We start from the raw sequence: 23,235 nt of genomic DNA, 5'->3' as shown, positions 1-23,235 counted from the left end.
TGGATTATGCTTCCGGAAATTAGAACCTGACCCAGCTCGACGGATCGAACGCTTTTCCGAGATGCCTGAGCTCAAAGTATAGCCCCGATTCCTCGTTGCCGCCGGTATTGCCCGCACTGGCGATGACGTCGCCCGGCTTGACCGCGTCGCCGGCCTGTTTCATCAGCGTCTGGTTGTTTCCATAGATCGACAGGTACTCGCCGCCATGATTGATGATGATCAAATTACCGTAGCCGCGCATCCAGTTGGCGAACACGACACGTCCGGCCGCGATGGCGCGCACATCGGTGCCTTCCGGCGCCTTGATGAACATGCCGCGCCACGTCGGCCCGTCGCCGCGCTTGGCGCCGAAACGGGCCGCGATCTTGCCGGAGATCGGGGCCGGCAGGCGACCGCGCAGGCTCTCGAATGCGCCGCTCGGCAGGTCGGCGGCGAGCGCGGTGTCGGCGCTGCGCTGCGGCGCTTCCTGTTTCGGCGGCTCCTCGGCCACCCGAGTCTCTTCGGGTTCCGGTTTCGGCGGCGGCAACGGCTTGACGGGTCTGCCGGTCTTGGCTGCTTCCCTTGCCGCTTCGCGCGCCAGGCGTTCGCGCTCTTCGCGCCGGGCGTTCGCCCGCGCCAGCGCGCGTTCCTTCGCCTCGGCGGCGGCCTTGGCGCGGGCCGCCGCGAGTGCCTGCTGGCGCTTGCGCTCGGCCGCGGCCGCGATTTCCTGTTCGCGGATCAGGCGCGTCAGGCGATCGACGAGGCCGCTCATGCGCTGCTCGTCCTGCTCCAGGCGGCTCGCCTGCTTGCGCTGGTCCGTCAACTTGCTCGACAAATTCGCCAGCAGCGTGGCGCGCTTGCCCTTTTCTTTTTCGAGCAGCGCCTTCTGCGACTTCTGCTCTTGTGCAATTTCTTCCAGCTCGTCCCGGGCGTTCTGGGTCTGGGCGTGATTCGCCTCGACGGCCGCCAGGTTGGCGCGCAGGGAATTCAATAATCTGGCTTGCGCCTGCGACACGTAAGCCATCATCTGCAGGTCGCGGTTGATGCGGTTCGGGTTATCGCCCGACAGCAGCAGCTTGATGCGGTCCTCGTTGCCGGCAACATAGTGCTCACGCAACAGCTTGGCCAGTTGGCGCTTCTGGGCCGCGATGGTATTGCCGAGACGCTCCTCTTCCGTCGCGAGATCCTTGAGCTTGGCATTGGTGGCGGCCTGCTCGTCGGCCAGTTCACGCAGCGAGCGGTTGGCGTCGGAAATCGCTTCTTCCGACTCGGCCAGCTCGTCGGCCGCGTCTTCCTTTTCGCTCTCGGTGCGGGTGATGTCCTTCTTGAGAGCACTGAGCTTTTGCTGGATACCGGCGCGCGCCGCCTCGGCGGCGGCTTTCTGCTTGCTGCGCGCGGTCTGGCGCGGCGCCGCCTGCGCGCTGCCGAAGGCGAACACGCAGGCCAGCAGGCCGCACAACAGCTTGCCGCGGACGGACAGGCCCGCGGACGTCGACTTCACGAAGGAAAGCAAGACTTACTTCGCCTTCCCTTGGTTGGCCACGGCGGCCATGGCGGCCGCGATCGCGTCCTGGTCGCCCAGGTAGTAATGGCGGATCGGCTTCAGGTCCGCGTCCAGCTCGTACACGAGCGGGGTGCCGTTCGGGATGTTCAGCCCGACGATGTCGCTGTCGCTGATGTTGTCCAGCATCTTGATCACGGCGCGCAGGCTGTTGCCGTGGGCCGAGATCAGGATCTGCTTGCCGGCGCGGATGGCCGGGGCGATTTCCTCGTCCCAGGCCGGCATCACACGGGCGACCGTGTCTTTCAGGCATTCGGTCAGCGGGATCTGCGCCTTGTCCAGGCCGGCGTAGCGCGGGTCGTTGAACGACGTGCGCGGATCGTTGGCTTCCAGCGCGGGCGGCGGCGTGTCGTAGCTGCGGCGCCACACCAGCACCTGCTCGTCGCCGAACTTGGCGGCGGTCTCGCCCTTGTCCAGGCCCTGCAGGGCGCCGTAGTGGCGCTCGTTCAGGCGCCAGTCGTTCTTGACCGGCAGCCACATCATGTCCATCTCGTCCATGGCCAGCCACAGCGTGCGGATCGCACGTTTCAGGACCGAGGTATAGGCCAGGTCGAAGGTGAAGCCGGCTTCCTTCAGCAGGCGGCCGGCGGTCTTGGCTTCGTTGACGCCTTTTTCGGTCAGGTCGACATCGGTCCAGCCGGTGAAACGGTTCTCGAGGTTCCAGGTGGACTCGCCGTGGCGCATGAATACGATTTTGTACATAGGTGCTTTATAGAAAAAAGTGAGCAGGAAATACCGATCCGACTTCTATTTTATAATGCGATGATTCAGTTCAACCAACGGAACCTTCGTGAAATTCATCATCGACCATTTCATCACTGTTGCGATCGCCGTCCTGTCGGGGGGTGCGCTTCTGTGGTTATCGCTGGCGCCGCGTGGCCGCCAGGCCTCGCCGCTGCAGGCCACCCAGATGATCAACCGCGGCAAATCCACCGCCGTGATCGATGTGCGCAGCGCCGACGAGTTTGCCGCAGGGCACCTGCGCGACGCAAAACACATTCCGCTGTCAGACTTGGGCAATCGTACCGGCGAGCTGGACAAGTCGAAAGTCAAGACCATCATTGTCGTCGATCAAGACGGCAAACACGCCGATAAAGCGGCGCGCCTGTTGAAAGCGGCAGGGTTCGAAGATATCTATGGCCTGGAAGGCGGCACTGCGGCCTGGACGGCTGCCGGCCTGCCCCTGATCAAATAATTTGAAAGGATACTGCCATGACAGCCCATGTTGTTCTCTATCACACCGCCAGCTGCCCCTACTGCGTACGCGCCGAGCGCCTGCTGGAAGCCAAGGGCGTGACCGACATCGAGCGCATTCGCGTCGACCTTGATCCGGAACAACGTGCGATCATGATGCAGCGCACGGGCCGCCGTACGGTGCCGCAGATTTACGTGGGCAATACCCATGTGGGCGGCTTCGACGATCTGTATGCCCTCGACCAGGCGGGCCGGCTGGACCCGCTGCTCAACGGCGCTGCGGCCTGAGCCTGCGCAGGGGCGCCGGCCCGCTGCTATTGAAACCGAATTGGTTTTGATACAATTGCCGGCGCCTTGACAAGTCAAGCACCTCGAATGGCAGGATGATGCCGTTCTTCTTAAAAATTACACGAAAGCGTTCCATGGCTGACGAAAACCTGCAACCCGTATTCCAAATCCAGCGTATCTACCTGAAAGATCTGTCGCTGGAACAACCGAATTCCCCGGCAATCTTCCTGGAGCAGGAAGCCCCGACCATCGAGGTCTCGCTGGACGTCGGCGCCGAGGGCATCGCCGATGGCATCTACGAATCGACCGTCACCATCACCGTGACCGCCAAGGTCAAGGACAAGGTTGCTTTCCTGGCCGAAGGCAAGCAGGCAGGTATCTTCGAAGCTCGCAACATCCCGGCCGACCAGATGGATCCGCTGCTGGGCATCGGTTGCCCGAACATCATCTATCCGTACCTGCGTGCGAACATCGCCGACGTGATCACCCGTGCCGGTTTCCCGCCGGTCCACCTGGCCGAGATCAACTTCGAAGTGTTCTACCAGCAGCGTCGCCAGGCGCTGGCCGAGCAGGCTGCCGCAGCGGGCACGCCGGCTGGCAACCAGTAATATCCCGGGCGTCCCGCACCGCTCCTCCCGGGCGGGGCCGGACGCCTCGTTTCATTGACGCGCTTTTGCCGACACGCTTCGTGCCGGTCGATCCAGCCCGGCCTCAGCGTGTACCGTCTTCAAAGGCCCACATGCGCCCCATCCGTTTCCGCCATCGACTCATCGCAGGCAGCATGCTGCTGCTGGCATCGTGCGCGGCCGCCGCGTTCGATTTCAAGACAGTCGGCGCGCATTCCGTGATCCTGTACGAGGCCCCGTCCACCCGGAGCGGCAAGCTGTTCATCGCTCCCAGCGGCATGCCGGTCGAGATCGTCCTCAGCTACGGCGACTGGGTCAAGGTACGTGACGCCACCGGCGACATGGCCTGGACCGAGGCGAGGAACCTGTCGGCCAGGCGCAACGTCATCGTGCGCGTGGCCTCCGCCAAGGTGCGCGCCGCGCCCGACGACAACGCGCCCGTCGTGATGATGGCCGAAAAGAACGTCCTGCTCGAGCTCGTCGATCCGGAAACCGGCATCTGGGTGCGCGTGCGCCACCGCGACGGCATCAGCGGCTACGTCAAGGCGTCCGACATCTGGGGCATCTAGCCCGTCCTCCCATGCACGAACCGAAATCCCCCCAAAAAATCACCGTCCTCGGTGCCGGCGCCTGGGGCACGGCCGTGGCGATCGCGCTCGCGGCGCGCCACGACGTCCTGCTGTGGGGCCGCAACCCCGCGCAGATGGCGCAGGCTGCCGACGCGCGCGAAAACACCCATTACCTCCCCGGCTTCCCGCTGCCGGCCGGCCTGGACGTCACGGCCGACTTCGACGCAGCCGTCGCGCACGTAGTCGACGCCGCGGCCCAGCCCGGCGCCGAGCCGCTGCTGATCGCGGCCTGCCCGGTGGCCGGCCTGCGCCCGCTGCTCGAGCAGCTCAAGGGCCGCGCCATCCCGAACATCGTCTGGCTGTGCAAGGGGTTCGAATACGAGACCGGCCTGCTGCCGCACCAGGTCGTGCGCGACGTGCTGGGCGCCGCCGTACCGGGCGCCGCGCTGTCCGGCCCGTCGTTCGCCCAGGAAGTGGCGCGCGGCCTGCCCTGCGCGCTGACGGTCGCGTCGACCGACAAGACGCTGCGCGAACGCGTCGTTGCGCTCATACATGGCGGCAATATCCGCGTGTATTCCTGCGATGACATGGTCGGCGTGGAAGTCGGCGGCGCCGTCAAGAACATCCTCGCCATCGCCACCGGCACGGCCGACGGCCTGGGACTCGGATTGAACGCACGCGCCGCGCTGATCACGCGCGGCCTCGCGGAAATCACCCGCCTCGGCACGGCGCTGGGCGGCCATGCCGGCACCTTCATGGGCCTGACGGGGATGGGCGACCTGATCCTGACGTGCACGGGCGACCTGTCGCGCAACCGCCGCGTCGGCCTTGCACTGGCCCAGGGCAAGCCGCTCGACACCATCGTCCGTGAACTCGGCCACGTGGCCGAAGGCGTGCCCTGTGCCAAGGCCGTGCGTGAGCTGGCGGCCAGGCTGGGCGTCGACATGCCGATCACCAATGCGGTGGCCGGGGTGTTGTTCGATGGCGATTCCGCCAGCGACATGGTGGCCAGGTTATTGGCGCGGGATCCGCGCGACGAGCTGGCCTGATTGCAGGACGCGATTACGCAACGTGATGGCGGGCTCGGGGAGCCCACCCTACAATACGATGCGCTTGGATGCGTATCCCGGACCACGATACGATGCGGTTGGGTGAGCATCCCATTCCACGATACGATGCGGTTGGGTGAGCATCCCATTCCACGATACGATGCGGTTGGGTGAGCATCCCGTTCCACGATACGATGCCGTAGGGTGGGCACCCCGTGCCCACCAAACCGTTGCCGAGATCAGGCGCTCGGCGCGTTCCGCGTCGGCCCACCCGAGTTATCGCCCGGATGCAGCAAAATGGTCAGCAGCGCGACCGCGTCCTGGTTGGCATGGATCGCATGCGGCTCGCCGCCGGCCAGGTACACCATCTCGTTCGGCTGCAGGATGGTCGTGCGGCCGTGGGCCTGGAACGCGATCTCGCCCTCCAGGCACAGCAAGGTCATCTCGCCTTCGACCCAATGTTCCGGCAGCGGTTTTTCCTTGGGTATCACGAGCCGGATCAATTCCATGTGATCCGTCTTGATCAATGCGATCGACGTGAAATTCGCGATGTCGTCTTCGCCCCGCTGGAGTGCGATCCGCTCACCCGATACTGCGTGGTGCAACGCCATGTGTGACTCCCTTTACTCTTCGAATGTCTGCGGCACCGCGCGCAACCAGTTGACGAGCGCGGTGGCGTCCTTGAATCCCTGCGCGAGCTGCGGCACGAGCTTGTCCGGGGCGTTGATGTCGAGCTTCGCTTCGTTCCAGACAAAATAACTCTTGAGCTTCAGGTATTCGACCAGCGGATGGTTCGCATCGAATCCCTTCGGCGGGCGTTGCAGCTTGTCTTCCGGCTGCAGGTCGCCGTACGCCTCGCGCAGATGTTTATTCTTCAACATTTTGGCGAAGCCTGTCGCATCGTTGACGACGTGCTCGCGGATCGCCTTCAGGCGCGCCGCCGGCGGCAGGTATTCGCCGGCGCCGTACAGCAACGTACCGTCGGCTTCGATGTGGAAGTAATAGGTCGGACCGCCGCCTTCGCTGGGGCGGCGCTTGTTGCCCGGCGCGATGCCGGCCGAGAAATGCGTTTTATAGGGCGTCTTGTCGTGCGAAAAGCGGGTATCGCGCTGGAAGCGGAACATCGCCTTCTTCGGATCGCAGGCGATGATCTGCTTGTCGAACCGGCCGATCTCCTTGATGAGTTCCGTCAGCACCTCCAGGAATTCGACCCGCAGGATGTCGTAGCGGGGCTTGTTCATGATGAACCAGGGCCGGGTGTTGTTCTCTTTGAGCTCGGAAAGGAATTGCGTGAGGTCGCGCAGGTGCATGGAAAGTCCGGATAATCAGGGGGTCTGGCGCGGACGGCGGCCGACGGTGACGTCGAAGGTCGTCTCGCGGTTCTTGCGCATCACCGTCATCGCCGCCTTGCCGCCGGGCGGCAGCGCGGCGATGAGGTTCATCATGTCGTTGGTGCTGCCGACTTTTTTACCTTGCACGGCCAGCAGGATGTCGCCCGGGCGCATGCCGGCACGGTCCGCCGGGCCGCCGCGCACGACACCGGCGATGATGGCCCCGCGGTCGCGCGCGAGGCCGAAGCTGTCGGCGATTTCGGGCGTGATGTCCTGCGATTCGACGCCGATCCAGCCGCGCACGACCTGGCCGTGCTTGATGATGGAATCGAGCACGGTTTTCGCCGTCGACACGGGAATCGCGAAGCCGATGCCCACCGAGCCGCCCGTCTGCGAATAAATGGCCGAATTGATGCCCAGCAGATTACCGCGCGTATCGACGAGCGCCCCGCCCGAGTTGCCGAAGTTGATGGCGGCATCCGTCTGGATGAAATTCTCGAAATGGTTGATGTGCAGGTTGTTGCGGCCCAGCGCGGAGATGATGCCCAGCGTGACGGTCTGCCCGACGCCGAACGGATTGCCGATCGCCAGCACGACGTCGCCCACGCGCGCCTGCGCCGGGTCGCCCAGCACGATCACGGGCAGTTTGTCCGCCTTGATGCGGATCACGGCCAAATCCGTTTCCGGATCGGTGCCGACGACGCTGGCGGCGGCCTTGCGTCCGTCGGCCAGGCCGACCTCGATCTCGTCGGCGCCTTCGACGACGTGGTAATTGGTCAGGATGTAGCCGTCGCCGCTGACGATGACGCCCGAGCCCAGGCTGGCCATCTGTTCCTGCGGCGGCGTCTTGTCGCCGAAGAAGCGCCGGAAGAACGGGTCCTTCAGCAGCGGATGGGTTTCGCGCAACGCCTTGCTGGTGAGAATGTTGACGACGGCCGGCATGGCGCGGCCGGCCGCGTCGCGGTAACTGGCCGGGGCGAGACCACTGCCCGGCGCCTGCAGCACCGGCACCGCGCGCCCCGGTCCACCGATGCCCATCTGCGTCGGCGCGCGTCCGATCCACGCCGGCTGCAGCGCCGCGATCACGACATAGATGCCGAGGGCGATCGTGACGGTTTGTGCGAACAGCAGCCAGTAGCGGCGCATCGGGCGACTCCGCGGCTAGCGCTTCAGCGTCAGCGCGTCGCGGATTTCACGCAGCAGAACGACTTCTTCCGCCGTTGCCACCACAGCGGCCGCCTGCTGCTCTTCCTCGGCCTTGGTGAACGGCGCGCGCATGCGATTCATCAGCCTGACCATTTGGAAAATGACGAACGCCAATATCAGGAAGTTCAGCAGGATCGTGAAGAAATTCCCGTACGCCAGCACGGCGCCGGCCTTCTTGGCTTCCGCCAGCGGCAGGCCGTAGGGCTGGCCGTTGAGCGGGAGGTAGTAACTGGCGAAATCGAGGCCGCCGAACAACTTGCCGATCGGCGGCATGATGACGTCCTGCACGAGAGAATCCACGATCCGCCCGAACGCGCCGCCGATGATCACGCCGACCGCCAGGTCGACGACATTGCCCTTCAGCGCGAATTTTTTGAACTCTTCCAGCATAGCCATCCCACGCCCTCCTTTGTGTTTTTAAAAACCTTGCCAGGTTCACAGCGATGATACAGGAAACGTGCAGTGCACCCGATGGTCGAGATGAGCATGTGACCCGGGGCGCGAACACAAAAATGCGCATTTGGGAAGGGTCGCGACAATGCAAACGTTTTTTCTTTAATTTGCAAAACTGTTCACATATAATCGACCGTTGCATAAAAGGTTAATACCGTATTGCAACGTATTGCATTGCAACATTTCGCATTTGACGAATGGAGTTGGTATGAGTAATGAGAAGCAGGTCGATTCAGGCCGGCGAGGCTTGCTCGTGGCTACATGCGCGGCGGGTGGCGTTGTCGGTGTTTCAACGGCCGGGGTGCTGGTCAGTACGTTGCAGCCCTCCGAACGAGCAAAAGCGGCCGGCGCCCCGGTCGAGGCGGATATTTCCGACATCAAACCGGGCGAGTTGAAAGTCGTGGAGTGGCGCGGCAAGCCCGTGTGGCTCCTTCGCCGCACCCCCGAAATGCTGGCCAGCCTGCCGAAGAACGACAGCCTGGTCGCCGATCCAAATTCCGATAAATCGTATCAAATGCCGGTGCCGGCCTATGCGAAGAACGAATTCCGCGCATACGAGAAACACAAGGATCTCCTTGTCGTCGTCGGCATCTGCTCCCACCTGGGCTGCTCTCCTTCCGCCCGCTTCACCGAAGGCCCCCAGCCGAACCTGCCGGACGACTGGCACGGCGGCTTCCTTTGTCCCTGCCATGGATCGACGTTCGACCTGTCGGGCCGCGTCTTCAAGAACAAGCCGGCTCCGGCCAACCTTGACGTGCCTCCGTACATGTACCTGTCCGACAACAAGATCCTGATCGGCAAAGACGAGAAAGGCGAGGCATAAGATGGGCGCAGCGTTCAAGGAAACCAAACTCCCGGCCGACGCGCCGAAAAGCCACCGGGCCCTGGCCTGGGTCGACGACCGCTTCCCGCTGTCGAAGCTGTGGAACGACCAGTGGGGCCGCTACTACGCCCCGAAGAACTTCAATATCTGGTATCTGTTCGGCTCGCTGGCCATGCTGATCCTGGTGATGCAGATCGTCACCGGCATCTTCCTGACCATGCACTACAAGCCGGACGCCGGCCTCGCGTTCGGCTCCGTCGAATACATCATGCGCGAAGTCCCGTGGGGCTGGCTCGTGCGCTACATGCACTCGACGGGCGCCTCGGCGTTCTTCATCGTCGTGTACCTGCACATGACCCGTGGCCTGCTGTACGGCTCGTACCGCAAGCCGCGCGAGCTGATCTGGCTGTTCGGCTTCGCGATCTTCCTGTGCCTGATGGCCGAGGCCTTCTTCGGCTACCTGCTGCCGTGGGGCCAGATGTCGTACTGGGGCGCCCAGGTGATCGTCAACCTGTTCAGCGCCATCCCGTTCATCGGCCAGGACCTGTCGCTGTGGATCCGCGGCGACTACGTCGTGTCGGACGCCACCCTGAACCGCTTCTTCGCCTTCCACGTGATCGCGATCCCGCTGGTGCTGCTGGGCCTCGTCGCGGCGCACCTGATCGCCCTGCACGAAGTGGGCTCGAACAACCCGGACGGCATCGAGGTCAAGGAAAACCTCGGCCCGGACGGCCACGGCGTCGACGCCATCCCTTCGCACCCGTACTACACGACCAAGGACTTGTTCGGCGTATCGATGTTCCTGCTGATCTTCAGCAGCGTCGTGTTCTTTGCGCCGGAAATGGGCGGCTACTTCCTGGAATACAACAACTTCCTGCCCGCCGACTCGCTCAAGACCCCGCCGCACATCGCCCCGACCTGGTACTTCACGCCGTTCTACTCGGTGCTGCGCGCGACGACGTCGGACTTCATGTGGGTCGTGATGGCCGGCGTGGCCGCCTACGTCGTGTTCATCTGGCTCCGTTCGCGCCTGTCGTACAAGACGAAGATCGCGGTGACCGCGGTCGCCATCCTGGCCGAGATCGGCATGCTGCCGCAGGTGCTGGACGCGAAATTCTGGGGCGTCGTGCTGTTCGGCTCGGCCGTCGTGATCCTGGCGCTGCTGCCGTGGCTGGATCATTCACCGGTGAAATCGATCCGCTACCGTCCGGGCTGGCACAAATACGTGTATGCCGTATTCTTCCTGGCGTTCCTGACGCTCGGCTACCTCGGCACCCAACTGCCGACCCCGGCCTACACGCTGGTCGCCCAGGCCTGCACCCTGCTGTACTTTAGCTTCTTCCTCCTGATGCCATGGTGGAGCTCGATGGGCCGGTTCAAGCCGGTGCCCAATCGCGTCACGTTCACCCCGCATTGATCCCGGAACCAAAGCCAAAGGACAACCATGATGTTTTTTTCGAAAAAACTGCTCGCGGTCCTGGCCCTGCTGCCGGGATTCGTGTTCGCGAACGAAGGTGCGTTCCCGCTCGACCGCGCGCCCGAACGCACCGATATCGCCTCGCTGCAAAACGGCGCCAAGCTGTTCGTCAACTACTGCCTGAACTGTCATTCCGCATCGTCGATGCGCTACAATCGCCTGCGTGACCTGGGCTTGACCGAAGACCAGATCAAGAACAACCTGCTGTTCTCGGGTGAGAAGGTGGGCGACATGATGACGATCGCGATGCGTCCCGCGGATGCGAAAGCCTGGTTCGGCGCCGTACCGCCGGACCTGTCGGTGATCACGCGTGCGCGCGCCTCGGCCGCCGGCTCCGGCCCCGACTACATCTACACCTACCTGCGCACTTTCTACAAGGACGATACCCGCCCGACCGGCTGGAACAACATGGTCGTGCCGAACGTCGCGATGCCGCACGTACTGTGGCAGCTGCAGGGCGTGCGTACGGCCAAGATGGTCGAGGAACCGGACCCCCACGAGCATGAAAAAACCGTGCACCGCTTCGCCGGCTTCGAGCAGGTGACGCCGGGCACGCTGAGCCCGCAGGAGTTCGATGCCCAGGTGGCCGACCTGGTCGCATACATGGACTGGATGGCCGAACCGGCGCGCGACTTTCGCAAACGTCTGGGTGCGATCGTCGTGATTTTCCTCGCTTTCTTCGCCTTCCTCGCCTGGTCTTTGAATGCTTCTTATTGGAAAGACGTAAAGTGAGTTGATTGCCCGGTTATAATGCGGGCAATGTCTATTCGGGGTGAGCCGCCTGGCGCTTCACCCCTTTGTTTCTTGAAGGAACTATAAACCATGATGGTTCTCTACTCCGGCACCACGTGCCCGTTCTCCCAGCGCTGCCGTCTGGTCCTGTTCGAAAAGGGCATGGACTTCGAAGTGCGCGACGTGGACCTGTTCAACAAGCCCGAGGACATCTCGACGATGAATCCGTACGGCCAGGTGCCGATCCTGGTCGAGCGCGAACTGATTCTGTACGAATCGAACATCATCAACGAATACATCGACGAGCGCTTCCCGCATCCGCAGTTGATGCCTGCGGACCCGCTCATGCGTGCCCGTGCCCGCCTGATGCTGTTCAATTTCGAGAAGGAACTGTTCGTCCACGTCAACACGCTCGAAAACGAGCGCAACAAAGTGGGCGACAAGAGCCACGACAAGGCGCGCGCCGAAATCCGCGACCGCCTGACGACGCTGGCCCCGCTGTTCCTGAAGAACAAATACATGCTGGGCGACGAATTCTCGATGCTCGACGTGGCCATCGCCCCGCTGCTGTGGCGTCTGGATCACTACGGCATCGAACTGTCGAAGACGGCGGCGCCGCTGATGAAGTATGCCGAGCGCATCTTCTCGCGTCCGGCCTACATCGAAGCCCTGACCCCGTCCGAAAAGGTGATGCGCCGCTAAAGCGCCACCTCCGTTGCACGCCAGTTTACGACGCCACAGGCGAATCGAAGTACACTGGCGTGTAACATCTCGCATCATTTCGATCACACCATGCCAGACATCTCCACCAAGCCGTACCTGCTGCGCGCCATTTACGAATGGTGCACGGACAGCGGCTATACGCCTTACCTGGCCGTCAAGGTCGACGCCGCCACCACGGTTCCGATGGAATACGTGAAAAAGGGCGAAATCATCCTCAACATCAGCTACGGCGCGACCTCCGGGCTGAAAATGGACAACGACGCGATCACGTTCCGGGCACGTTTCAACGGCGTCTCGCGCGAGCTGTACATCCCGGTGCACAACGTGCTGGCCATCTACGCCAACGAAAACGGCCAGGGCATGGCCTTCGACGTCACGACGATGGCCGCCGACCTGCCCCCGCCGGCACCTGAACCGGCAGCAAGTCCGGCCCCCGGCCTGGCCGCGGTCCCGGCCAAGACCGCATCCGAGGTGTCGCATGTACCCGACGACGACGACGAACCACCCAAAAAAGGTGGCCGCCCGACGTTGACCCGGATCAAATAAGGGTATAATTCTGGCCACATTGCCGGCTTAGCTCATCAGGTAGAGCAGTTGATTTGTAATCATCAGGTGGCGGGTTCGAGTCCTGCAGCCGGCACCAAGAATATGCAGCAAGAACAAAGGGTTACGAGCTTACGCTCGTAACCCTTTTGTTTTATCCGCTCAGCGCAGCTTACGAACGCTTGCGACGCCCCGCCATCGCCAGCGCACCAATGCCCAGCAGCATCAGCGACGCCGGTTCCGGCACATCCGCCGGCGGCGTCACGACGGCCGTGTCGACGTTCAGAATGTCGAACGCCCAGTGCGCATCGCGTTTGTCGCCGGCAGCATCCACGAAGCCGTTGCGGAAGTTCTGGTTGGCCACACCGTCGAACGCGAAGCCGTCGGACAGGTTGGCGCCGAGGGCGAAATTGTCGAATTGCTGGATCGTTACCGTGTAGGTGCCTGCCGCCAGAGCGTTCATGTAGTTGACGTCATAGCAGCGCCCCGTCACCGCATCGCTCGCGACGTCCGGGCAGTGGGCGTCGTCCTGCTCGTCCAGCTTGGCGCCCGTCGAGTCGAACAACGCCAGGATCGGATCGAAGCCGCCACGCGCGATCGTGTCGCCACGGGCATTCACGCCGCCGGCATACGACCAGCTGCGCAACGTTACCGTCGACGTGCCGCTCACCACGAAGGTGAAGCTTTGCACGTCATTGTCATGATTGAAGTGACCCGTAAACGACAGGTCGGTCGCCTGTGCGCCCGTTGCAAAAACAGCCAATGCCAGCATGGCGGCAGCGGTCTTGAATTTCATTCTCGGTTCCTGGTTAATCTGAAACGTTTATCAAAAGTACCCGAGGCCGTTATAGCAAAACCTATGCCAGTAACAAAAAGCAATTGATTTATATAGATAATTTCATTTATGCAATATAAATGTAAAATTATTCGACACTATTGTGCATATCTGTAAATTGCTTGAGCCAATATAATTGTTTTGCGAGAAATAAATACGGCATCAGCGCAACGTCACCGTGCAGCGATCCAGGCCATCGCGCCGTTCGAAACCGAAACGTACGGGGAGGAAGGTCTCGATCACCTGTGCATTGGTGCGCGCATGCATCGACACCTCGTCCAGCGTGAAGCCGCCACTGCCCGCCAGCGCGAGCGGAAGCATCATCTGGTCGGCCAGGTATTCGGCAAACGCCGCTTGCGACGCAAGATACCGGCGCGCCCGCTGCACTGCCTGGCGGGCCACCTGCTCGGCCGGGACGGTTTTTTCGCCAAATGCCGTGAACACCTCGGTCGTGTGCTCGTACTCGAGGGTCAGCATCAGGACATTGCCCGGTCCCTGGTCGCCCGGCAAGCCACGCACGAGTAATTGGTCCTCGCTCCAGTGCAGTGCCTTGCCGACACATTCCAGTTCGCGCCGCGCGACGCTTTCCGGGATCGCGGCCACGATGGCCTCGGCACAGGCGGCACGACGCTCGCCGCGCGCCATCCACGTGCGTGGCTGCAGTGCCGCGCATGGCTCGACCCGGGCCTCGACCACGCCGCCGCCGGTCGGATAAAAGCCGCAGCGTTGCAGGCGGATGTCGATGTGCGCGCCCATCTCCGCCAGGCGCGGACACCATGCGCGCTGCAGGAATTGCACGGGTGGCGCCATCGGATTGTGCGTGCCGCCGCCGAGCCGCAGGGTCGACGGCCGGTCCGCTTTCAGCAGCGCCGGCAGCACGGTTTGCAGCACCAGCGTGCAACTTCCGGCCGTGCCGATGGCGAACGCGTAGTCGCCACTCTTGACCGGGCCGGGTACGAACGTCAGGTCCTGGCTGCCGAGTGTGGTGCCCGCGGCGTCGCCGCCGCAGACCTGCAGCGCGGCCTGCACGGCCACGAGGTGCTGACGCATCAATCCCGGCCTGGCGCGGTTGGCGCGAATGTTGCGGATGCGGAAGGGCTGTCCCGTGATCATGGCCAGGGTCAGGGCGCTGCGCAGGATCTGGCCGCCGCCCTCGCCGGCCGCGCCGTCCAGTTCGATCATGCCCGCTCCCTCACCCCTTCACGCAGACGATCTGTTTCAGGGTGTGCACGACTTCGACGAGGTCGCTCTGCGCCTGCATCACCGCGTCGATGTCCTTGTACGCCATCGGGATCTCGTCGATGACGGCGGCATCCTTGCGGCATTCGACGCCTTCGGTGGCGCGCACCTGGTCCTCCACTGAGAAGCGGCGCTTGGCCTCGGTGCGGCTCATCGTGCGGCCGGCGCCGTGGCTGCAACTGTGGAAGCTTTCCGGATTGCCCTTGCCGCGCACGATGTAGCTCTTCGCTCCCATCGACCCCGGGATGATGCCCAGTTCGCCCTCGCGCGCCGACACGGCGCCCTTGCGCGTGACCAGCACGTCCTTGCCGAAATGGTGTTCCTTCTGCACGTAGTTGTGATGGCAGTTCACGGCTTCCACATGCGTCTCGAATGGTTTTTTGATGACCGTGCGCACGGCCGCGATCAGGTTCTGCATCATCACTTCGCGGTTCATCCGTGCGAATTTCTGGGCCCAGCCGACGGCCTCCACGTAATCGTCGTAGTGTTGCGTGCCTTCCTTGAGGTAGGCCAGATCCTGGTCTGGCAAATTGGCGAGGTGCGTGCGCATGTCCTGCTTGGCGAGCTCGATGAAGTGCGTGCCGATCGCATTGCCTACGCCGCGCGAGCCGGAGTGCAGCATGAACCAGACGAAACCCTGTTCGTCGAGGCAGATCTCGATGAAGTGGTTGCCGCTGCCCAGCGTGCCCAGGTGCTTGTAGTTGTTCGTGTGCTTCAGCTTGGGGGTCTTTTGGCAGATGACGTCGAACTCGTCCTTCAGTGCCATCCAGGCCCGGTCGACGGCTTGCGGCGGCGTATCCCACGATCCCTGGTCACGTCCTTTAACACCGCGCGTTCTGGGCGACATCCCGTGCGGCACCGAGCGTTCGATGGCGCTGCGCAGCAGGCCCGGATTGTCGGGCAGATCATGCGCGCTCAGGGTCGTCTTGGCAGCCATCATGCCGCAGCCGATGTCGACGCCGACCGCGGCCGGGATCACCGCACCCAATGTGGGAATCACGCTGCCGATCGTCGAGCCCTTGCCCAGGTGAACGTCGGGCATGGCCGCCATGTGTTTATAAATGAACGGCATGCGCGCCGTGTTGGCCAGTTGGCGCTTGGCTTCTTCTTCCACCGGGACGCCGCGCGTCCACATCTTGACGGGACGGCCGCCGTTCACGTCCAGCACATCGTAGTGTTCGTCTTTCATCATTGCTCCCTCATCGTCCGGCATGCGGCGCGCCACCGCCGACAGAACATGGCGGCGGGATGGGTGAATCCAAGTGCGATCGAACGGTTTGCGGGGCAATGCGGCGATTTCGCGGCCTGTACCGCCAATGCTGCAATCCGTCGCAATCGACGGGTTTCGTCCAGGGCGATTGCCTATAGTACTTTCAACAGTGCTTTCAACAGCAAACCAACGGAGACCCGACATGAACAAATTGATCAAGAGCGCCATCCTCGCCACCACCCTGGCAATCGGCGCACATGCCGCCGTGGCCGACGATCTCGTCCGCGAAAACCGTAATGTCGATGCCGGCGTGTCGAAAGTGCACCTAGGCGGCGTGATCCGCCTGAACCTGCACCAGGGACCGACGCCATCGCTCGTGGTGTCCGGCGACCGCCGTTACGTGGCGAAGGTGACGACCACGCAGCGCGGCGATACGCTCGTGATCGACATGGAAAACAATACCCGTTTCGACGGCAACAGCAAGAACGAGTTGCGCGCCGACCTGACCGTGCCGAACCTGCAGGAATTCGTGTCGCAGGGCGTCGGCTCGAGCGACGTCTCCGGCTTCAGCGGCGACAAGCTGAAACTCGCGCTGGACGGCGCCGGCGCCGTGCGCTTCACGGGACAATATCGCGACGTCGACGCGCGCCTGGGCGGCGTCGGCGGTCTGACGCTGAATCCCGGCCAGGCCGAGCGCATCGAACTGCATCTGGGCGGCGCCGGACATATCACCGTGGCCGGCCAGACGAAATTACTGCGTGCGCAACTGGGCGGCGTCGGTGGCCTGGACGCTCAACAACTGCGCGCCGAAACAGTCGACCTGGACATGACCGGCCTCGGTGGGGCCAGCGTGTACGCGAAAACTGCCGCCAACGTCAATCTGAGCGGCATGGGCTCGGCCACCGTCTACGGCAAGCCGGCCACGCGCAATGCCACGACGAACGGCTTCGGCAAAGTCAGCTGGCAATAAGCGCGCACGCACCGGCACACGACGTGCCATATGCCGGTGCGGCGTAACGTCCTCAGCGGATGACTGTGTCGTTCTTGACGGACTTCACGCCTTTTACGCTACGCGCGAGTTCGACCGCCTTCGCGGCGGATTCACGTGAATCGACAAAGCCGCTCAGCTGCACCGTCCCCTTGAACGTTTCCACGTTGACCTGGGTCGCCTTGACCATCGGATCGGCGGCAAAGGCGGCCTTGACCTTGCTGGTAATCAAGGAGTCGTCGACGTATTCGCCCGTGCCTTCGCGGGTCGGCGTCGGGGCGCAGGCCGCGAGCGAGACCAGCAGCGACGTCGCAAGCACAGACTGAGCAATAGCGGACTGGAAACGAGTGAGCTTCATGGCGGTTCTCCCGAATGGTCAAGTGACCATTATTCCGAATTTCGGGACAGCCTGTCGCCCGCTACTGTTGTGAAATCGGCACTGGCCGTTCAGGGCGTGTCGGTCCGGCCTGCCTGCGCCACAAGCGGACCCGACGGCGGCCGTGCAGTGATGCGTTGCAGCGGCAGGTCGTGACCGATGACGAGGCGCACGTCGGCATGCCCGGCCATACCGACCTCGACCGGTTCGCCGCTGCCGACATGCCGGGCCAGGCGTTCCGCCGTCGTCCGGAAAGCCGGCTGGTACTCGACACGCGTCTGACGCACGCCGAACCCTTTTTCATTGGTCAGGCGTACGACCTTGAGCCCGGGATCGCGCAACTGGCGCGACACGAAGCGTGCCAGCCCCTCGCGGCCGTCGCCGTTGCTGATCTCCAGTGTGGCGACCGCCTCCGGCACGGACGAGCTGCCGGAAGCGGGGTCGACCGGTTCGCTGCGCAGCGCCGCGGCTTGTGCCGGCACGCGCCGCAACTCGAGCAGGCCGTCGTCCCTGCGGATCACTTCGACGGACGCCCATTCCTCGTCGTCGGGGTGCTGGTCGGTCTTGACCGCCTGCTCGATGGCCGGCAGCCGCGTGCCGCCGTTCGCCGTCGCATAGTCGGCGCGGAAATCGTGTTCGCGCAAGGCCTCGGCCTGGCGCAGCATCTGCCGGCCGCGCGCTTCCTGGCCCAGCTTGAGCAGGGTTTCGCCCAGGTATTGCCAGCCGCGCTGGCTGAGCGGATCGAGCAGGCAGGCTTTTTCCAGTGCGACCTGGGCCGCATCAAAATCGCCGCTGAGCAGATAGGCATAGCCCAGGTTGGCAAACAGGAAGCCGGACGCCGGGCCGGACGCCATGGTGACGTCGCGGGTCAGCTCGCGCCAGATCGGAATCGCGCGGGCGAAATCGCGCTGCTCGGCGTAGGCGATCGCCAGCCCGTTGCGCGCATTGACGTGCGTGCCGTCGATGCGCAGCGCGGCCTCGTAGGCGGCGATCGCTTCGTCGTAGCGGCGCGCGAGGTACAGGTTGCGGCCGCGCAGATAGCTGTCGTCCGCCGTCGAAGACACGGTCGTGCCGGCTTCCGGCAGCGGCGACGGGGTGCTGCAGGCCAGCAGCAGCACGCCGCTGCACAACAAAGGCATGGTATAGAGCCGGATACGCGTGCGCATGACTATCTCCATCGAATCAATTGGAACCGCCCAGTGCGGTACCGAAGAGCTTGGTGAGCTGGATGCCGGCAGGCCCGAGCAACACCATCAACAAGGTCGGGAAGATGCAGAAGATCAGGGGGAACAACAGCTTCAGGCCGATCTTGGCGGCCGCCTCTTCCGCCACGATGCGGCGCTTGCCGCGCAGCGTTTCCGAATACACGCGCAAGGCGTCGCCGATGCTGGTGCCGAAGCGCTCGGACTGGATCAGCATCGCAACGAGCGAATCGACGTCTTCCAGCCCGACGCGCAGCGCGAAATTGCGCAGCGCCTTTTCCTTGCTGAAGCCGGCGCGCATCTCCATCAGCACCAGCTGCAATTCCTGGCCCAGCGTCACGCTCTTGATGTGGATCTCGGCGGCGACCTTGACCAGCGCGCGCTCGAGGCTCAGGCCAGCCTCCACGCAGACCGTGAGTAGGTCGAGCGCATCGGGAATGTTTTCGAAGATGTCGCGCTTGCGGCGCTTGATCACGCGCTCGAGGATCACGTTCGGACAATAGTAGCCGCACGTCGCCGCGAGCAGCAGCAGGGACACCGTCCCGAAACCGGCGACGTTGGCGGGCACGAAGGCCAGCACGAGGCCGACGAGCGCGGGCAGGCCCAGCGCCAGAGACGTTTTGGAAGCGAAGTACAGTGTCGGCGCCGCCGGATTGCGCCAGCCGGCGTTCATGAAACGGGTGCGCAGCGCCGATTTTTCCCAGCCCTCGTCCGGCACCGACAACTTGGTCAGCGGTTTGGCGGCGCGCGCCACGCGTTCGACCCACCCGTTGCGCTCCGCCTGACCGTCGTCCCTGCGGCCCATGAAGCTCGCCAGCCGGGCGCGCAGCGCGGCGGGCGCGAACAGCACTGCCGCGATCCACGCGAGGCAGCAGACGATCGCAAAGACGATCAACAGGAACAGCAGCTGTGCGCTAGACATCGACGTCTCCTCAGATGCGGATGCGGATCACCTTCTTCAGCCAGATCACGCCGATGATGATCATCACCAGCGCGGTCCAGAGCAGCTTGACGCCGAACGGATCGGTCCACAGAATCATGACGTAAGTGGGATTCGCCAGCACCAGCATGGCGCCCACGGCGAACGGCAGCAGGCCGAGGATCCAGGCCGACATGCGCCCTTCGGCCGACAGCACGCGAACCTGCGCCGCCAGCCGCAGGCGGCCGCGGATGATGTGGCTGATGTTGCCGAGGATCTCGGCCAGATTACCGCCGGTCTCGCGCTGGATCAGGATGGCGATGACGAGGTAGCGCAGGTCGGTCAGCGGAATGCGCGATGCCATGTTGTGCAGCGCTTCGCCCAGCGGCACGCCATAATTGATTTCCTCGCGCGCGATGCGGAATTCGCCGCTGAGCGGCTCCGGCAGTTCGTTGCCGACGATTTGCAGCACGTTCGAAAACGAGTGGCCGGCGCGCAGCGCGCGCGCGATGAAGTCGGCCGCGTCGGGCAACTGCTCCTCGATGTGCGCGAGGCGGCGCATGCGCGCGCGCCGCACCAGCAGCAACGGCACGTGGGCACACAGCACGACGATCCCGACGCGCACCGGCAACGGCATCGGCCACTGCATCACGACATACACGGCCACCAAGAACACTGCGCCGGAGCACAGCAGGAAGCGCTCGACCGACCAAGCCATCCCGGACTGCACGAGCAGCCGGTCGATGCGGTGCGCGAAGCGCCAGCGCTGCAGCAGCCGGTCGGTCAGGTCGTGCTGGCCGAAGCGGCGCAGCTTGAGGATCGAAATGCGTTCGGCGTTCCGGCCCTGGTTCCCCGACATCAGCTGCAGCCGGCGCGCGATCCGTTGGGCGCTGGCGCCGTGCGTGCCCACCCACCATAGATAAACGCCCTCGATGCCGAGGATGACGGCGGCGAACAGAAAGACGATGAATCCGTAGAAGAGGATGTCCATGCGAGGCTTTCGCGGCTGTGCGGTTCAGGTGAACACGCGGTCGGGATCGAACGTGTCTTCGGGTACCGCCGTGCCGAACATCCGCAGGCGGTCGGCGAAGCGCGGGCGCACGCCGGTGGCGCAGAAATGGCCCTGCACCTTGCCGTCGGCGTCGATCCCAGTCTGCTCGAAGCGGAAGATTTCCTGCATCGAGATGATCTCGCCTTCCATGCCCGTAATCTCCTGCATGCTGACGACCTTGCGCGTGCCGTCGGCCAGGCGCGACGCCTGCAGGACCACGGTGATCGCGGAGGCGATCTGCTGGCGAATGGCGCGCGGCGTCAGGCTCACGCCGGCCATGCCGACCATGTTCTCCAGGCGCGCGAGCGCGTCGCGCGGCGTGTTCGCGTGGATGGTCGCGAGCGAACCTTCGTGACCCGTGTTCATGGCCTGCAGCATGTCCAGCGCTTCCGGTCCGCGCACCTCGCCCAGGATGATGCGGTCCGGGCGCATGCGCAGCGAGTTGCGCACGAGCGCGCGCTGCGTCACTTCGCCCTTGCCTTCGATGTTCGGCGGGCGCGTCTCGAGGCGCACGACGTGCGGCTGGCGCAGCTGGAGTTCGGCCGCGTCCTCGATCGTCACGATGCGCTCGTTGCCGGGGATGAAGCCGGAGATCAGGTTCAGCATCGTCGTCTTGCCGCTGCCGGTACCGCCTGAGATCAGGATGTTCACCTTGGCGAGACCGAGGCTCTCGAGCACCTTGATCATCGGCGGCGTGACGCTTTTGTAGTCGAGCAGGTTCTGCACCGTGAGCGGCGTCGCGCCGAAGCGCCGGATCGACACCAGCGGTCCGTCGACCGCGAGCGGCGGGATGATCGCGTTGACGCGCGAACCGTCCGGCAGGCGCGCGTCAACCATCGGGCTCGACTCGTCCACGCGGCGGCCCACGCGCGAGACGATCTTCTCGATGATCTTCATGAGGTGCGCGTTGTCGTGGAAGCTGACGTCGGTCAGTTCCAGGCGGCCTCGCCGTTCGACGTAGATCTTGTCGTAGGTGTTGATCAGGATGTCCGAGATGGTCGGATCGTTCAACAGCGGCTCGAGCGGGCCGAAGCCGAGCATTTCGTGCTGGATGTCGAGCACCAGGTGATGGCGCTCCTGCTGGTTCAGCACGATCCGTTCTTCTTCGATGATGCGCTGGACCAGCAGTGCCAGCTCGTGTTTGAACTGCTCGCTCGTCAGGCGTTTCAGGCGCTCCAGGTCGATCCGGTCGAGGATCATCTGGTGCATCGTCTTCTTCAATTCCTGATAGGCTTGTTGCGCCGCCGCCGGTACCGGCTGGGATTGGCGCTCCTCGTCCGTCACGGACAGGCGTTCGCGCAGGGACATGGGTCGGCTCCTCGAAAAAATCAATCGTCTTCGTTGCGCCCAAACAGGCGGTCGAACAGGCCCTTGGTCTCGGGAATGCGGCGTGCGGTCACCATTTCGACCAGGTCGGCCAGGCTGCGCGCGGCGGCGCTGCCGCGCGCGAGCTGCAGCACCGGAATGCCCTGGTTGACGGAATCGGTGACGGCGATGTAATCGTTGGGGACGGTGTGCAGCACTTCCGCGCCCAGCGCCGCGTGCAAATCCGAAAGGCGCAGCTTGCCGCCCTTTTCGTAGCGGTTGACGATCAGGCGAATGTGGTCGGTGACATAACCGAGCGAGCGGAAGATGTCGAGCAGGCGGCGCGCGTCGCGGATGTCCGGCAGCGCCAGTTGCAGCACCGGATAAATCGCGTCCGTGCTGTCGAGCGCGCGCAGCGACACCGCGTCGATCTGGCGTCCGACGTCGAGCAGGATGTAATCGTAGTGCTGGCGCGCGACGCGCAGGATCGTGTCGATGTGTTCGGGCTTGGCCTCGGTGGTCTGGCCCGGATCGTCGGCCGCCGCCAGCACGCCGAACCCGGGCGCCACGTGCACAAGGCACGATTCCAGGAACGGTCCGTCGATGCGGGCGATCTGCTGGCACACGTCGGACAGCGTCATGCCCGGCTTCTGGTCCGACACGTACAGCGTGGCGTCGCCGAACTGGCGATGCAGATCGATCAACAGCACTTTCTTGTCCGCCAGCGTGGCCAGCGCGTAGCCGAAATTGGTGGAGATGAAGGTCGCGCCGCTGCCGCCCTTGCAGGCGATGAACGCGAGTATCTTCCCGTCGCGCATCGCGGCCACGCCGGCGCTGGCCGCGATGCGGTCGATCGCCTCGTGCAGCGCGCGGTGCACCAGCGGCAGTTGCAGCACTTCGCGCACGCCGGCGCGCATGGCGCGGATCAGGAGATCTGGATGATGATTGTCGGTCAGCAGCATGAAATGCGCTGCCGAGTAGTGACGGGTCAGGCGCTCCAGCAGGTCGCCGTCGGCGGCATCGGCGTCGCTGATGTCGACGATGATCAGGCTCGGACCATCAGACAGCGGACGCTCGAGTGCATCGCGCAGGCTGGCGCGGCTGGCGGCGACATTCAATGGCGGTACGCGCGCCGCGCCTTGGGAGGCGATCTCCGCGTAAAGCTGGGTGTCGCGGCTGATCAGCAGGGCTTTCATCGGACTCCTCGGATCGGCTTCTGGTCATCGGGATGAGTGGGCGCAAAATGTTCAGTTCGACCCGGAGCGTCGCATCATTTGCTGCCCGCCCCGCTGATGATCAACGGCCTGATGGGGGGCTCCGTCGCCTTGAACGAATCCTGGTAGCGTCCCTGGGCGATGACGGCGGTGGAGCCTTCCATGCCGGTCGCGGGATTCGTGTTGGCCGCGGCGGCCGGATCGAGCACCTGCGCCGCCGCGTTGGCGCGCACGGACGTGCCGAAGTTTTCGTTGAAGCGCGGCGTCGTGCTGCATCCGTACAGCAGCATGCCCGCCAACGCCGCGCACGCCATTCGCTCGTATCTGATGACCATCGCTTTC

At 63.9% G+C, this 23,235-nt stretch carries 27 protein-coding genes and 1 tRNA gene; 12 read left to right on the top strand and 16 right to left on the bottom strand.

Features of this window, described 5'->3' with window-relative positions; genetic code table 11:
• Positions 1 to 19: 19 nt before the first annotated feature.
• Positions 20 to 1,438: a murein hydrolase activator EnvC family protein gene (locus tag ACEN9Q_RS26850; RefSeq protein ID WP_495629001.1), complete on the bottom strand. Its 1,419-nt coding sequence runs from the start codon at positions 1,436 to 1,438 to the stop codon at positions 20 to 22.
• 57 nt (positions 1,439 to 1,495) lie between these two features.
• The gene (gene gpmA, locus ACEN9Q_RS26845; RefSeq protein ID WP_322402146.1) at positions 1,496 to 2,242 is read right to left on the bottom strand and encodes a 2,3-diphosphoglycerate-dependent phosphoglycerate mutase; all 747 of its coding nucleotides are present in this window, start codon (positions 2,240 to 2,242) and stop codon (positions 1,496 to 1,498) included.
• 88 nt (positions 2,243 to 2,330) lie between these two features.
• Between gpmA and ACEN9Q_RS26840 the strand changes: the two genes are divergently transcribed.
• The 5 genes from ACEN9Q_RS26840 to ACEN9Q_RS26820 all read left to right on the top strand — a co-directional run bounded on the left by ACEN9Q_RS26840 (position 2,331) and on the right by ACEN9Q_RS26820 (position 5,266).
• Positions 2,331 to 2,735 carry a rhodanese-like domain-containing protein gene (locus ACEN9Q_RS26840; RefSeq protein ID WP_495626634.1) on the top strand — a complete coding sequence of 135 codons (405 nt, stop codon included), beginning with the start codon at positions 2,331 to 2,333 and terminating at the stop codon, positions 2,733 to 2,735.
• A 17-nt stretch (positions 2,736 to 2,752) separates the two neighbouring features.
• Complete coding sequence (gene grxC, locus ACEN9Q_RS26835; RefSeq protein ID WP_056442441.1) at positions 2,753 to 3,022, top strand: glutaredoxin 3; 270 nt, start codon at positions 2,753 to 2,755, stop codon at positions 3,020 to 3,022.
• A 134-nt stretch (positions 3,023 to 3,156) separates the two neighbouring features.
• Entirely contained in the window at positions 3,157 to 3,630 is a 474-nt protein-coding gene (secB, locus tag ACEN9Q_RS26830) for a protein-export chaperone SecB (RefSeq protein WP_056442439.1), read from the top strand.
• A 131-nt stretch (positions 3,631 to 3,761) separates the two neighbouring features.
• Positions 3,762 to 4,217: an SH3 domain-containing protein gene (locus ACEN9Q_RS26825; protein ID WP_229412712.1), complete on the top strand. Its 456-nt coding sequence runs from the start codon at positions 3,762 to 3,764 to the stop codon at positions 4,215 to 4,217.
• An 11-nt stretch (positions 4,218 to 4,228) separates the two neighbouring features.
• The gene (locus tag ACEN9Q_RS26820; protein WP_495626633.1) at positions 4,229 to 5,266 is read left to right on the top strand and encodes an NAD(P)H-dependent glycerol-3-phosphate dehydrogenase; all 1,038 of its coding nucleotides are present in this window, start codon (positions 4,229 to 4,231) and stop codon (positions 5,264 to 5,266) included.
• 239 nt (positions 5,267 to 5,505) lie between these two features.
• Here ACEN9Q_RS26820 and ACEN9Q_RS26815 read toward each other — a convergent pair whose 3' ends face one another.
• Genes ACEN9Q_RS26815 through mscL form a run of 4 tightly spaced genes read right to left on the bottom strand, consistent with a single transcriptional unit; the run spans position 5,506 to position 8,199 of the window.
• Positions 5,506 to 5,877 (bottom strand): cupin domain-containing protein, encoded by a 372-nt coding sequence (locus ACEN9Q_RS26815; protein WP_056444892.1) that lies wholly within the window; start codon positions 5,875 to 5,877, stop codon positions 5,506 to 5,508.
• A 12-nt stretch (positions 5,878 to 5,889) separates the two neighbouring features.
• Positions 5,890 to 6,576 carry a DUF2461 domain-containing protein gene (locus ACEN9Q_RS26810; protein ID WP_495626632.1) on the bottom strand — a complete coding sequence of 229 codons (687 nt, stop codon included), beginning with the start codon at positions 6,574 to 6,576 and terminating at the stop codon, positions 5,890 to 5,892.
• Positions 6,577 to 6,591: 15 nt separating this feature from the next.
• Positions 6,592 to 7,743, bottom strand: coding sequence for a Do family serine endopeptidase (locus ACEN9Q_RS26805; RefSeq protein ID WP_495626631.1), 1,152 nt, complete (start codon positions 7,741 to 7,743; stop codon positions 6,592 to 6,594).
• A gap of 15 nt (positions 7,744 to 7,758) precedes the next feature.
• A complete protein-coding gene (mscL, locus tag ACEN9Q_RS26800; protein WP_056444901.1) occupies positions 7,759 to 8,199 on the bottom strand; it encodes a large conductance mechanosensitive channel protein MscL in 441 nt (146 codons plus the stop codon).
• A gap of 265 nt (positions 8,200 to 8,464) precedes the next feature.
• Here mscL and petA point away from each other — a divergent pair, with 265 nt between their 5' ends.
• The 6 genes from petA (at position 8,465) to ACEN9Q_RS26770 (ending at position 12,654) form a co-directional block, all read left to right on the top strand.
• A complete protein-coding gene (gene petA, locus ACEN9Q_RS26795; RefSeq protein WP_056444904.1) occupies positions 8,465 to 9,079 on the top strand; it encodes a ubiquinol-cytochrome c reductase iron-sulfur subunit in 615 nt (204 codons plus the stop codon).
• A gap of 1 nt (position 9,080) precedes the next feature.
• Positions 9,081 to 10,496, top strand: coding sequence for a cytochrome b (locus ACEN9Q_RS26790; RefSeq protein ID WP_495626630.1), 1,416 nt, complete (start codon positions 9,081 to 9,083; stop codon positions 10,494 to 10,496).
• A gap of 30 nt (positions 10,497 to 10,526) precedes the next feature.
• A complete protein-coding gene (locus tag ACEN9Q_RS26785; RefSeq protein WP_056445253.1) occupies positions 10,527 to 11,288 on the top strand; it encodes a cytochrome c1 in 762 nt (253 codons plus the stop codon).
• Between the two features lie 90 nt (positions 11,289 to 11,378).
• The gene (locus ACEN9Q_RS26780; protein ID WP_036231132.1) at positions 11,379 to 11,990 is read left to right on the top strand and encodes a glutathione S-transferase N-terminal domain-containing protein; all 612 of its coding nucleotides are present in this window, start codon (positions 11,379 to 11,381) and stop codon (positions 11,988 to 11,990) included.
• Between the two features lie 90 nt (positions 11,991 to 12,080).
• Positions 12,081 to 12,557 (top strand): ClpXP protease specificity-enhancing factor, encoded by a 477-nt coding sequence (locus ACEN9Q_RS26775; RefSeq protein WP_056444913.1) that lies wholly within the window; start codon positions 12,081 to 12,083, stop codon positions 12,555 to 12,557.
• 21 nt (positions 12,558 to 12,578) lie between these two features.
• Positions 12,579 to 12,654, top strand: a tRNA-Thr gene (locus tag ACEN9Q_RS26770).
• A 72-nt stretch (positions 12,655 to 12,726) separates the two neighbouring features.
• Here ACEN9Q_RS26770 and ACEN9Q_RS26765 read toward each other — a convergent pair.
• The 3 genes from ACEN9Q_RS26765 to ACEN9Q_RS26755 form a co-directional block, all read right to left on the bottom strand.
• Positions 12,727 to 13,350, bottom strand: a complete 624-nt coding sequence (locus ACEN9Q_RS26765; protein WP_495626629.1) for a DVUA0089 family protein — start codon at positions 13,348 to 13,350, stop codon at positions 12,727 to 12,729.
• 201 nt (positions 13,351 to 13,551) lie between these two features.
• Positions 13,552 to 14,571 (bottom strand): RNA 3'-terminal phosphate cyclase, encoded by a 1,020-nt coding sequence (gene rtcA / locus ACEN9Q_RS26760; RefSeq protein WP_495626628.1) that lies wholly within the window; start codon positions 14,569 to 14,571, stop codon positions 13,552 to 13,554.
• A 10-nt stretch (positions 14,572 to 14,581) separates the two neighbouring features.
• On the bottom strand, positions 14,582 to 15,817 hold the full coding sequence (locus tag ACEN9Q_RS26755; protein WP_056445256.1) for an RtcB family protein: 1,236 nt from the start codon (positions 15,815 to 15,817) through the stop codon (positions 14,582 to 14,584).
• A 223-nt stretch (positions 15,818 to 16,040) separates the two neighbouring features.
• Here ACEN9Q_RS26755 and ACEN9Q_RS26750 point away from each other — a divergent pair, with 223 nt between their 5' ends.
• Positions 16,041 to 16,808, top strand: a complete 768-nt coding sequence (locus ACEN9Q_RS26750; RefSeq protein WP_495626627.1) for a GIN domain-containing protein — start codon at positions 16,041 to 16,043, stop codon at positions 16,806 to 16,808.
• A gap of 52 nt (positions 16,809 to 16,860) precedes the next feature.
• On the opposite strand, the gene ACEN9Q_RS26745 is transcribed toward ACEN9Q_RS26750, so the two are convergent.
• The 7 genes from ACEN9Q_RS26745 to ACEN9Q_RS26715 form a co-directional block, all read right to left on the bottom strand.
• Positions 16,861 to 17,184: a BON domain-containing protein gene (locus tag ACEN9Q_RS26745; protein ID WP_056444944.1), complete on the bottom strand. Its 324-nt coding sequence runs from the start codon at positions 17,182 to 17,184 to the stop codon at positions 16,861 to 16,863.
• An 89-nt stretch (positions 17,185 to 17,273) separates the two neighbouring features.
• Complete coding sequence (locus ACEN9Q_RS26740) at positions 17,274 to 18,368, bottom strand: LytR C-terminal domain-containing protein (RefSeq protein WP_495626626.1); 1,095 nt, start codon at positions 18,366 to 18,368, stop codon at positions 17,274 to 17,276.
• 16 nt (positions 18,369 to 18,384) lie between these two features.
• A complete protein-coding gene (locus ACEN9Q_RS26735) occupies positions 18,385 to 19,326 on the bottom strand; it encodes a type II secretion system F family protein (RefSeq protein WP_495626625.1) in 942 nt (313 codons plus the stop codon).
• A gap of 10 nt (positions 19,327 to 19,336) precedes the next feature.
• Positions 19,337 to 20,314, bottom strand: coding sequence for a type II secretion system F family protein (locus ACEN9Q_RS26730; RefSeq protein WP_056444952.1), 978 nt, complete (start codon positions 20,312 to 20,314; stop codon positions 19,337 to 19,339).
• 24 nt (positions 20,315 to 20,338) lie between these two features.
• Complete coding sequence (locus ACEN9Q_RS26725) at positions 20,339 to 21,682, bottom strand: TadA family conjugal transfer-associated ATPase (RefSeq protein ID WP_495626624.1); 1,344 nt, start codon at positions 21,680 to 21,682, stop codon at positions 20,339 to 20,341.
• 20 nt (positions 21,683 to 21,702) lie between these two features.
• On the bottom strand, positions 21,703 to 22,875 hold the full coding sequence (locus tag ACEN9Q_RS26720; protein WP_056444960.1) for a CpaE/TadZ family protein: 1,173 nt from the start codon (positions 22,873 to 22,875) through the stop codon (positions 21,703 to 21,705).
• A 74-nt stretch (positions 22,876 to 22,949) separates the two neighbouring features.
• Positions 22,950 to 23,228 carry a hypothetical protein gene (locus tag ACEN9Q_RS26715; RefSeq protein ID WP_495626623.1) on the bottom strand — a complete coding sequence of 93 codons (279 nt, stop codon included), beginning with the start codon at positions 23,226 to 23,228 and terminating at the stop codon, positions 22,950 to 22,952.
• Positions 23,229 to 23,235: the final 7 nt, after the last annotated feature.

The sequence above is a fragment of the Massilia sp. Masssp93 genome (genome assembly GCF_059491295.1).
The sequence above is the reverse complement of the archived record's forward strand: the minus strand, read 5'-3'. Positions and strand labels throughout refer to the sequence as shown.

What these genes read in the sequence shown, in the direction of transcription:
- gpmA (WP_322402146.1), bottom strand. Translation starts at nt 2,242, where the DNA reads ATGTACAAAATCGTATTCATGCGCCACGGCGAGTCCACCTGGAACCTC.
- grxC (WP_056442441.1), top strand. Translation starts at nt 2,753, where the DNA reads ATGACAGCCCATGTTGTTCTCTATCACACCGCCAGCTGCCCCTACTGC.
- secB (WP_056442439.1), top strand. Translation starts at nt 3,157, where the DNA reads ATGGCTGACGAAAACCTGCAACCCGTATTCCAAATCCAGCGTATCTAC.
- ACEN9Q_RS26825 (WP_229412712.1), top strand. Translation starts at nt 3,762, where the DNA reads ATGCGCCCCATCCGTTTCCGCCATCGACTCATCGCAGGCAGCATGCTG.
- ACEN9Q_RS26820 (WP_495626633.1), top strand. Translation starts at nt 4,229, where the DNA reads ATGCACGAACCGAAATCCCCCCAAAAAATCACCGTCCTCGGTGCCGGC.
- ACEN9Q_RS26815 (WP_056444892.1), bottom strand. Translation starts at nt 5,877, where the DNA reads ATGGCGTTGCACCACGCAGTATCGGGTGAGCGGATCGCACTCCAGCGG.
- ACEN9Q_RS26810 (WP_495626632.1), bottom strand. Translation starts at nt 6,576, where the DNA reads ATGCACCTGCGCGACCTCACGCAATTCCTTTCCGAGCTCAAAGAGAAC.
- ACEN9Q_RS26805 (WP_495626631.1), bottom strand. Translation starts at nt 7,743, where the DNA reads ATGCGCCGCTACTGGCTGCTGTTCGCACAAACCGTCACGATCGCCCTC.
- mscL (WP_056444901.1), bottom strand. Translation starts at nt 8,199, where the DNA reads ATGGCTATGCTGGAAGAGTTCAAAAAATTCGCGCTGAAGGGCAATGTC.
- petA (WP_056444904.1), top strand. Translation starts at nt 8,465, where the DNA reads ATGAGTAATGAGAAGCAGGTCGATTCAGGCCGGCGAGGCTTGCTCGTG.
- ACEN9Q_RS26790 (WP_495626630.1), top strand. Translation starts at nt 9,081, where the DNA reads ATGGGCGCAGCGTTCAAGGAAACCAAACTCCCGGCCGACGCGCCGAAA.
- ACEN9Q_RS26785 (WP_056445253.1), top strand. Translation starts at nt 10,527, where the DNA reads ATGTTTTTTTCGAAAAAACTGCTCGCGGTCCTGGCCCTGCTGCCGGGA.
- ACEN9Q_RS26780 (WP_036231132.1), top strand. Translation starts at nt 11,379, where the DNA reads ATGATGGTTCTCTACTCCGGCACCACGTGCCCGTTCTCCCAGCGCTGC.
- ACEN9Q_RS26775 (WP_056444913.1), top strand. Translation starts at nt 12,081, where the DNA reads ATGCCAGACATCTCCACCAAGCCGTACCTGCTGCGCGCCATTTACGAA.
- ACEN9Q_RS26765 (WP_495626629.1), bottom strand. Translation starts at nt 13,350, where the DNA reads ATGAAATTCAAGACCGCTGCCGCCATGCTGGCATTGGCTGTTTTTGCA.
- rtcA (WP_495626628.1), bottom strand. Translation starts at nt 14,571, where the DNA reads ATGATCGAACTGGACGGCGCGGCCGGCGAGGGCGGCGGCCAGATCCTG.
- ACEN9Q_RS26755 (WP_056445256.1), bottom strand. Translation starts at nt 15,817, where the DNA reads ATGAAAGACGAACACTACGATGTGCTGGACGTGAACGGCGGCCGTCCC.
- ACEN9Q_RS26750 (WP_495626627.1), top strand. Translation starts at nt 16,041, where the DNA reads ATGAACAAATTGATCAAGAGCGCCATCCTCGCCACCACCCTGGCAATC.
- ACEN9Q_RS26745 (WP_056444944.1), bottom strand. Translation starts at nt 17,184, where the DNA reads ATGAAGCTCACTCGTTTCCAGTCCGCTATTGCTCAGTCTGTGCTTGCG.
- ACEN9Q_RS26740 (WP_495626626.1), bottom strand. Translation starts at nt 18,368, where the DNA reads ATGCGCACGCGTATCCGGCTCTATACCATGCCTTTGTTGTGCAGCGGC.
- ACEN9Q_RS26735 (WP_495626625.1), bottom strand. Translation starts at nt 19,326, where the DNA reads ATGTCTAGCGCACAGCTGCTGTTCCTGTTGATCGTCTTTGCGATCGTC.
- ACEN9Q_RS26730 (WP_056444952.1), bottom strand. Translation starts at nt 20,314, where the DNA reads ATGGACATCCTCTTCTACGGATTCATCGTCTTTCTGTTCGCCGCCGTC.
- ACEN9Q_RS26725 (WP_495626624.1), bottom strand. Translation starts at nt 21,682, where the DNA reads ATGTCCCTGCGCGAACGCCTGTCCGTGACGGACGAGGAGCGCCAATCC.
- ACEN9Q_RS26720 (WP_056444960.1), bottom strand. Translation starts at nt 22,875, where the DNA reads ATGAAAGCCCTGCTGATCAGCCGCGACACCCAGCTTTACGCGGAGATC.
- ACEN9Q_RS26715 (WP_495626623.1), bottom strand. Translation starts at nt 23,228, where the DNA reads ATGGTCATCAGATACGAGCGAATGGCGTGCGCGGCGTTGGCGGGCATG.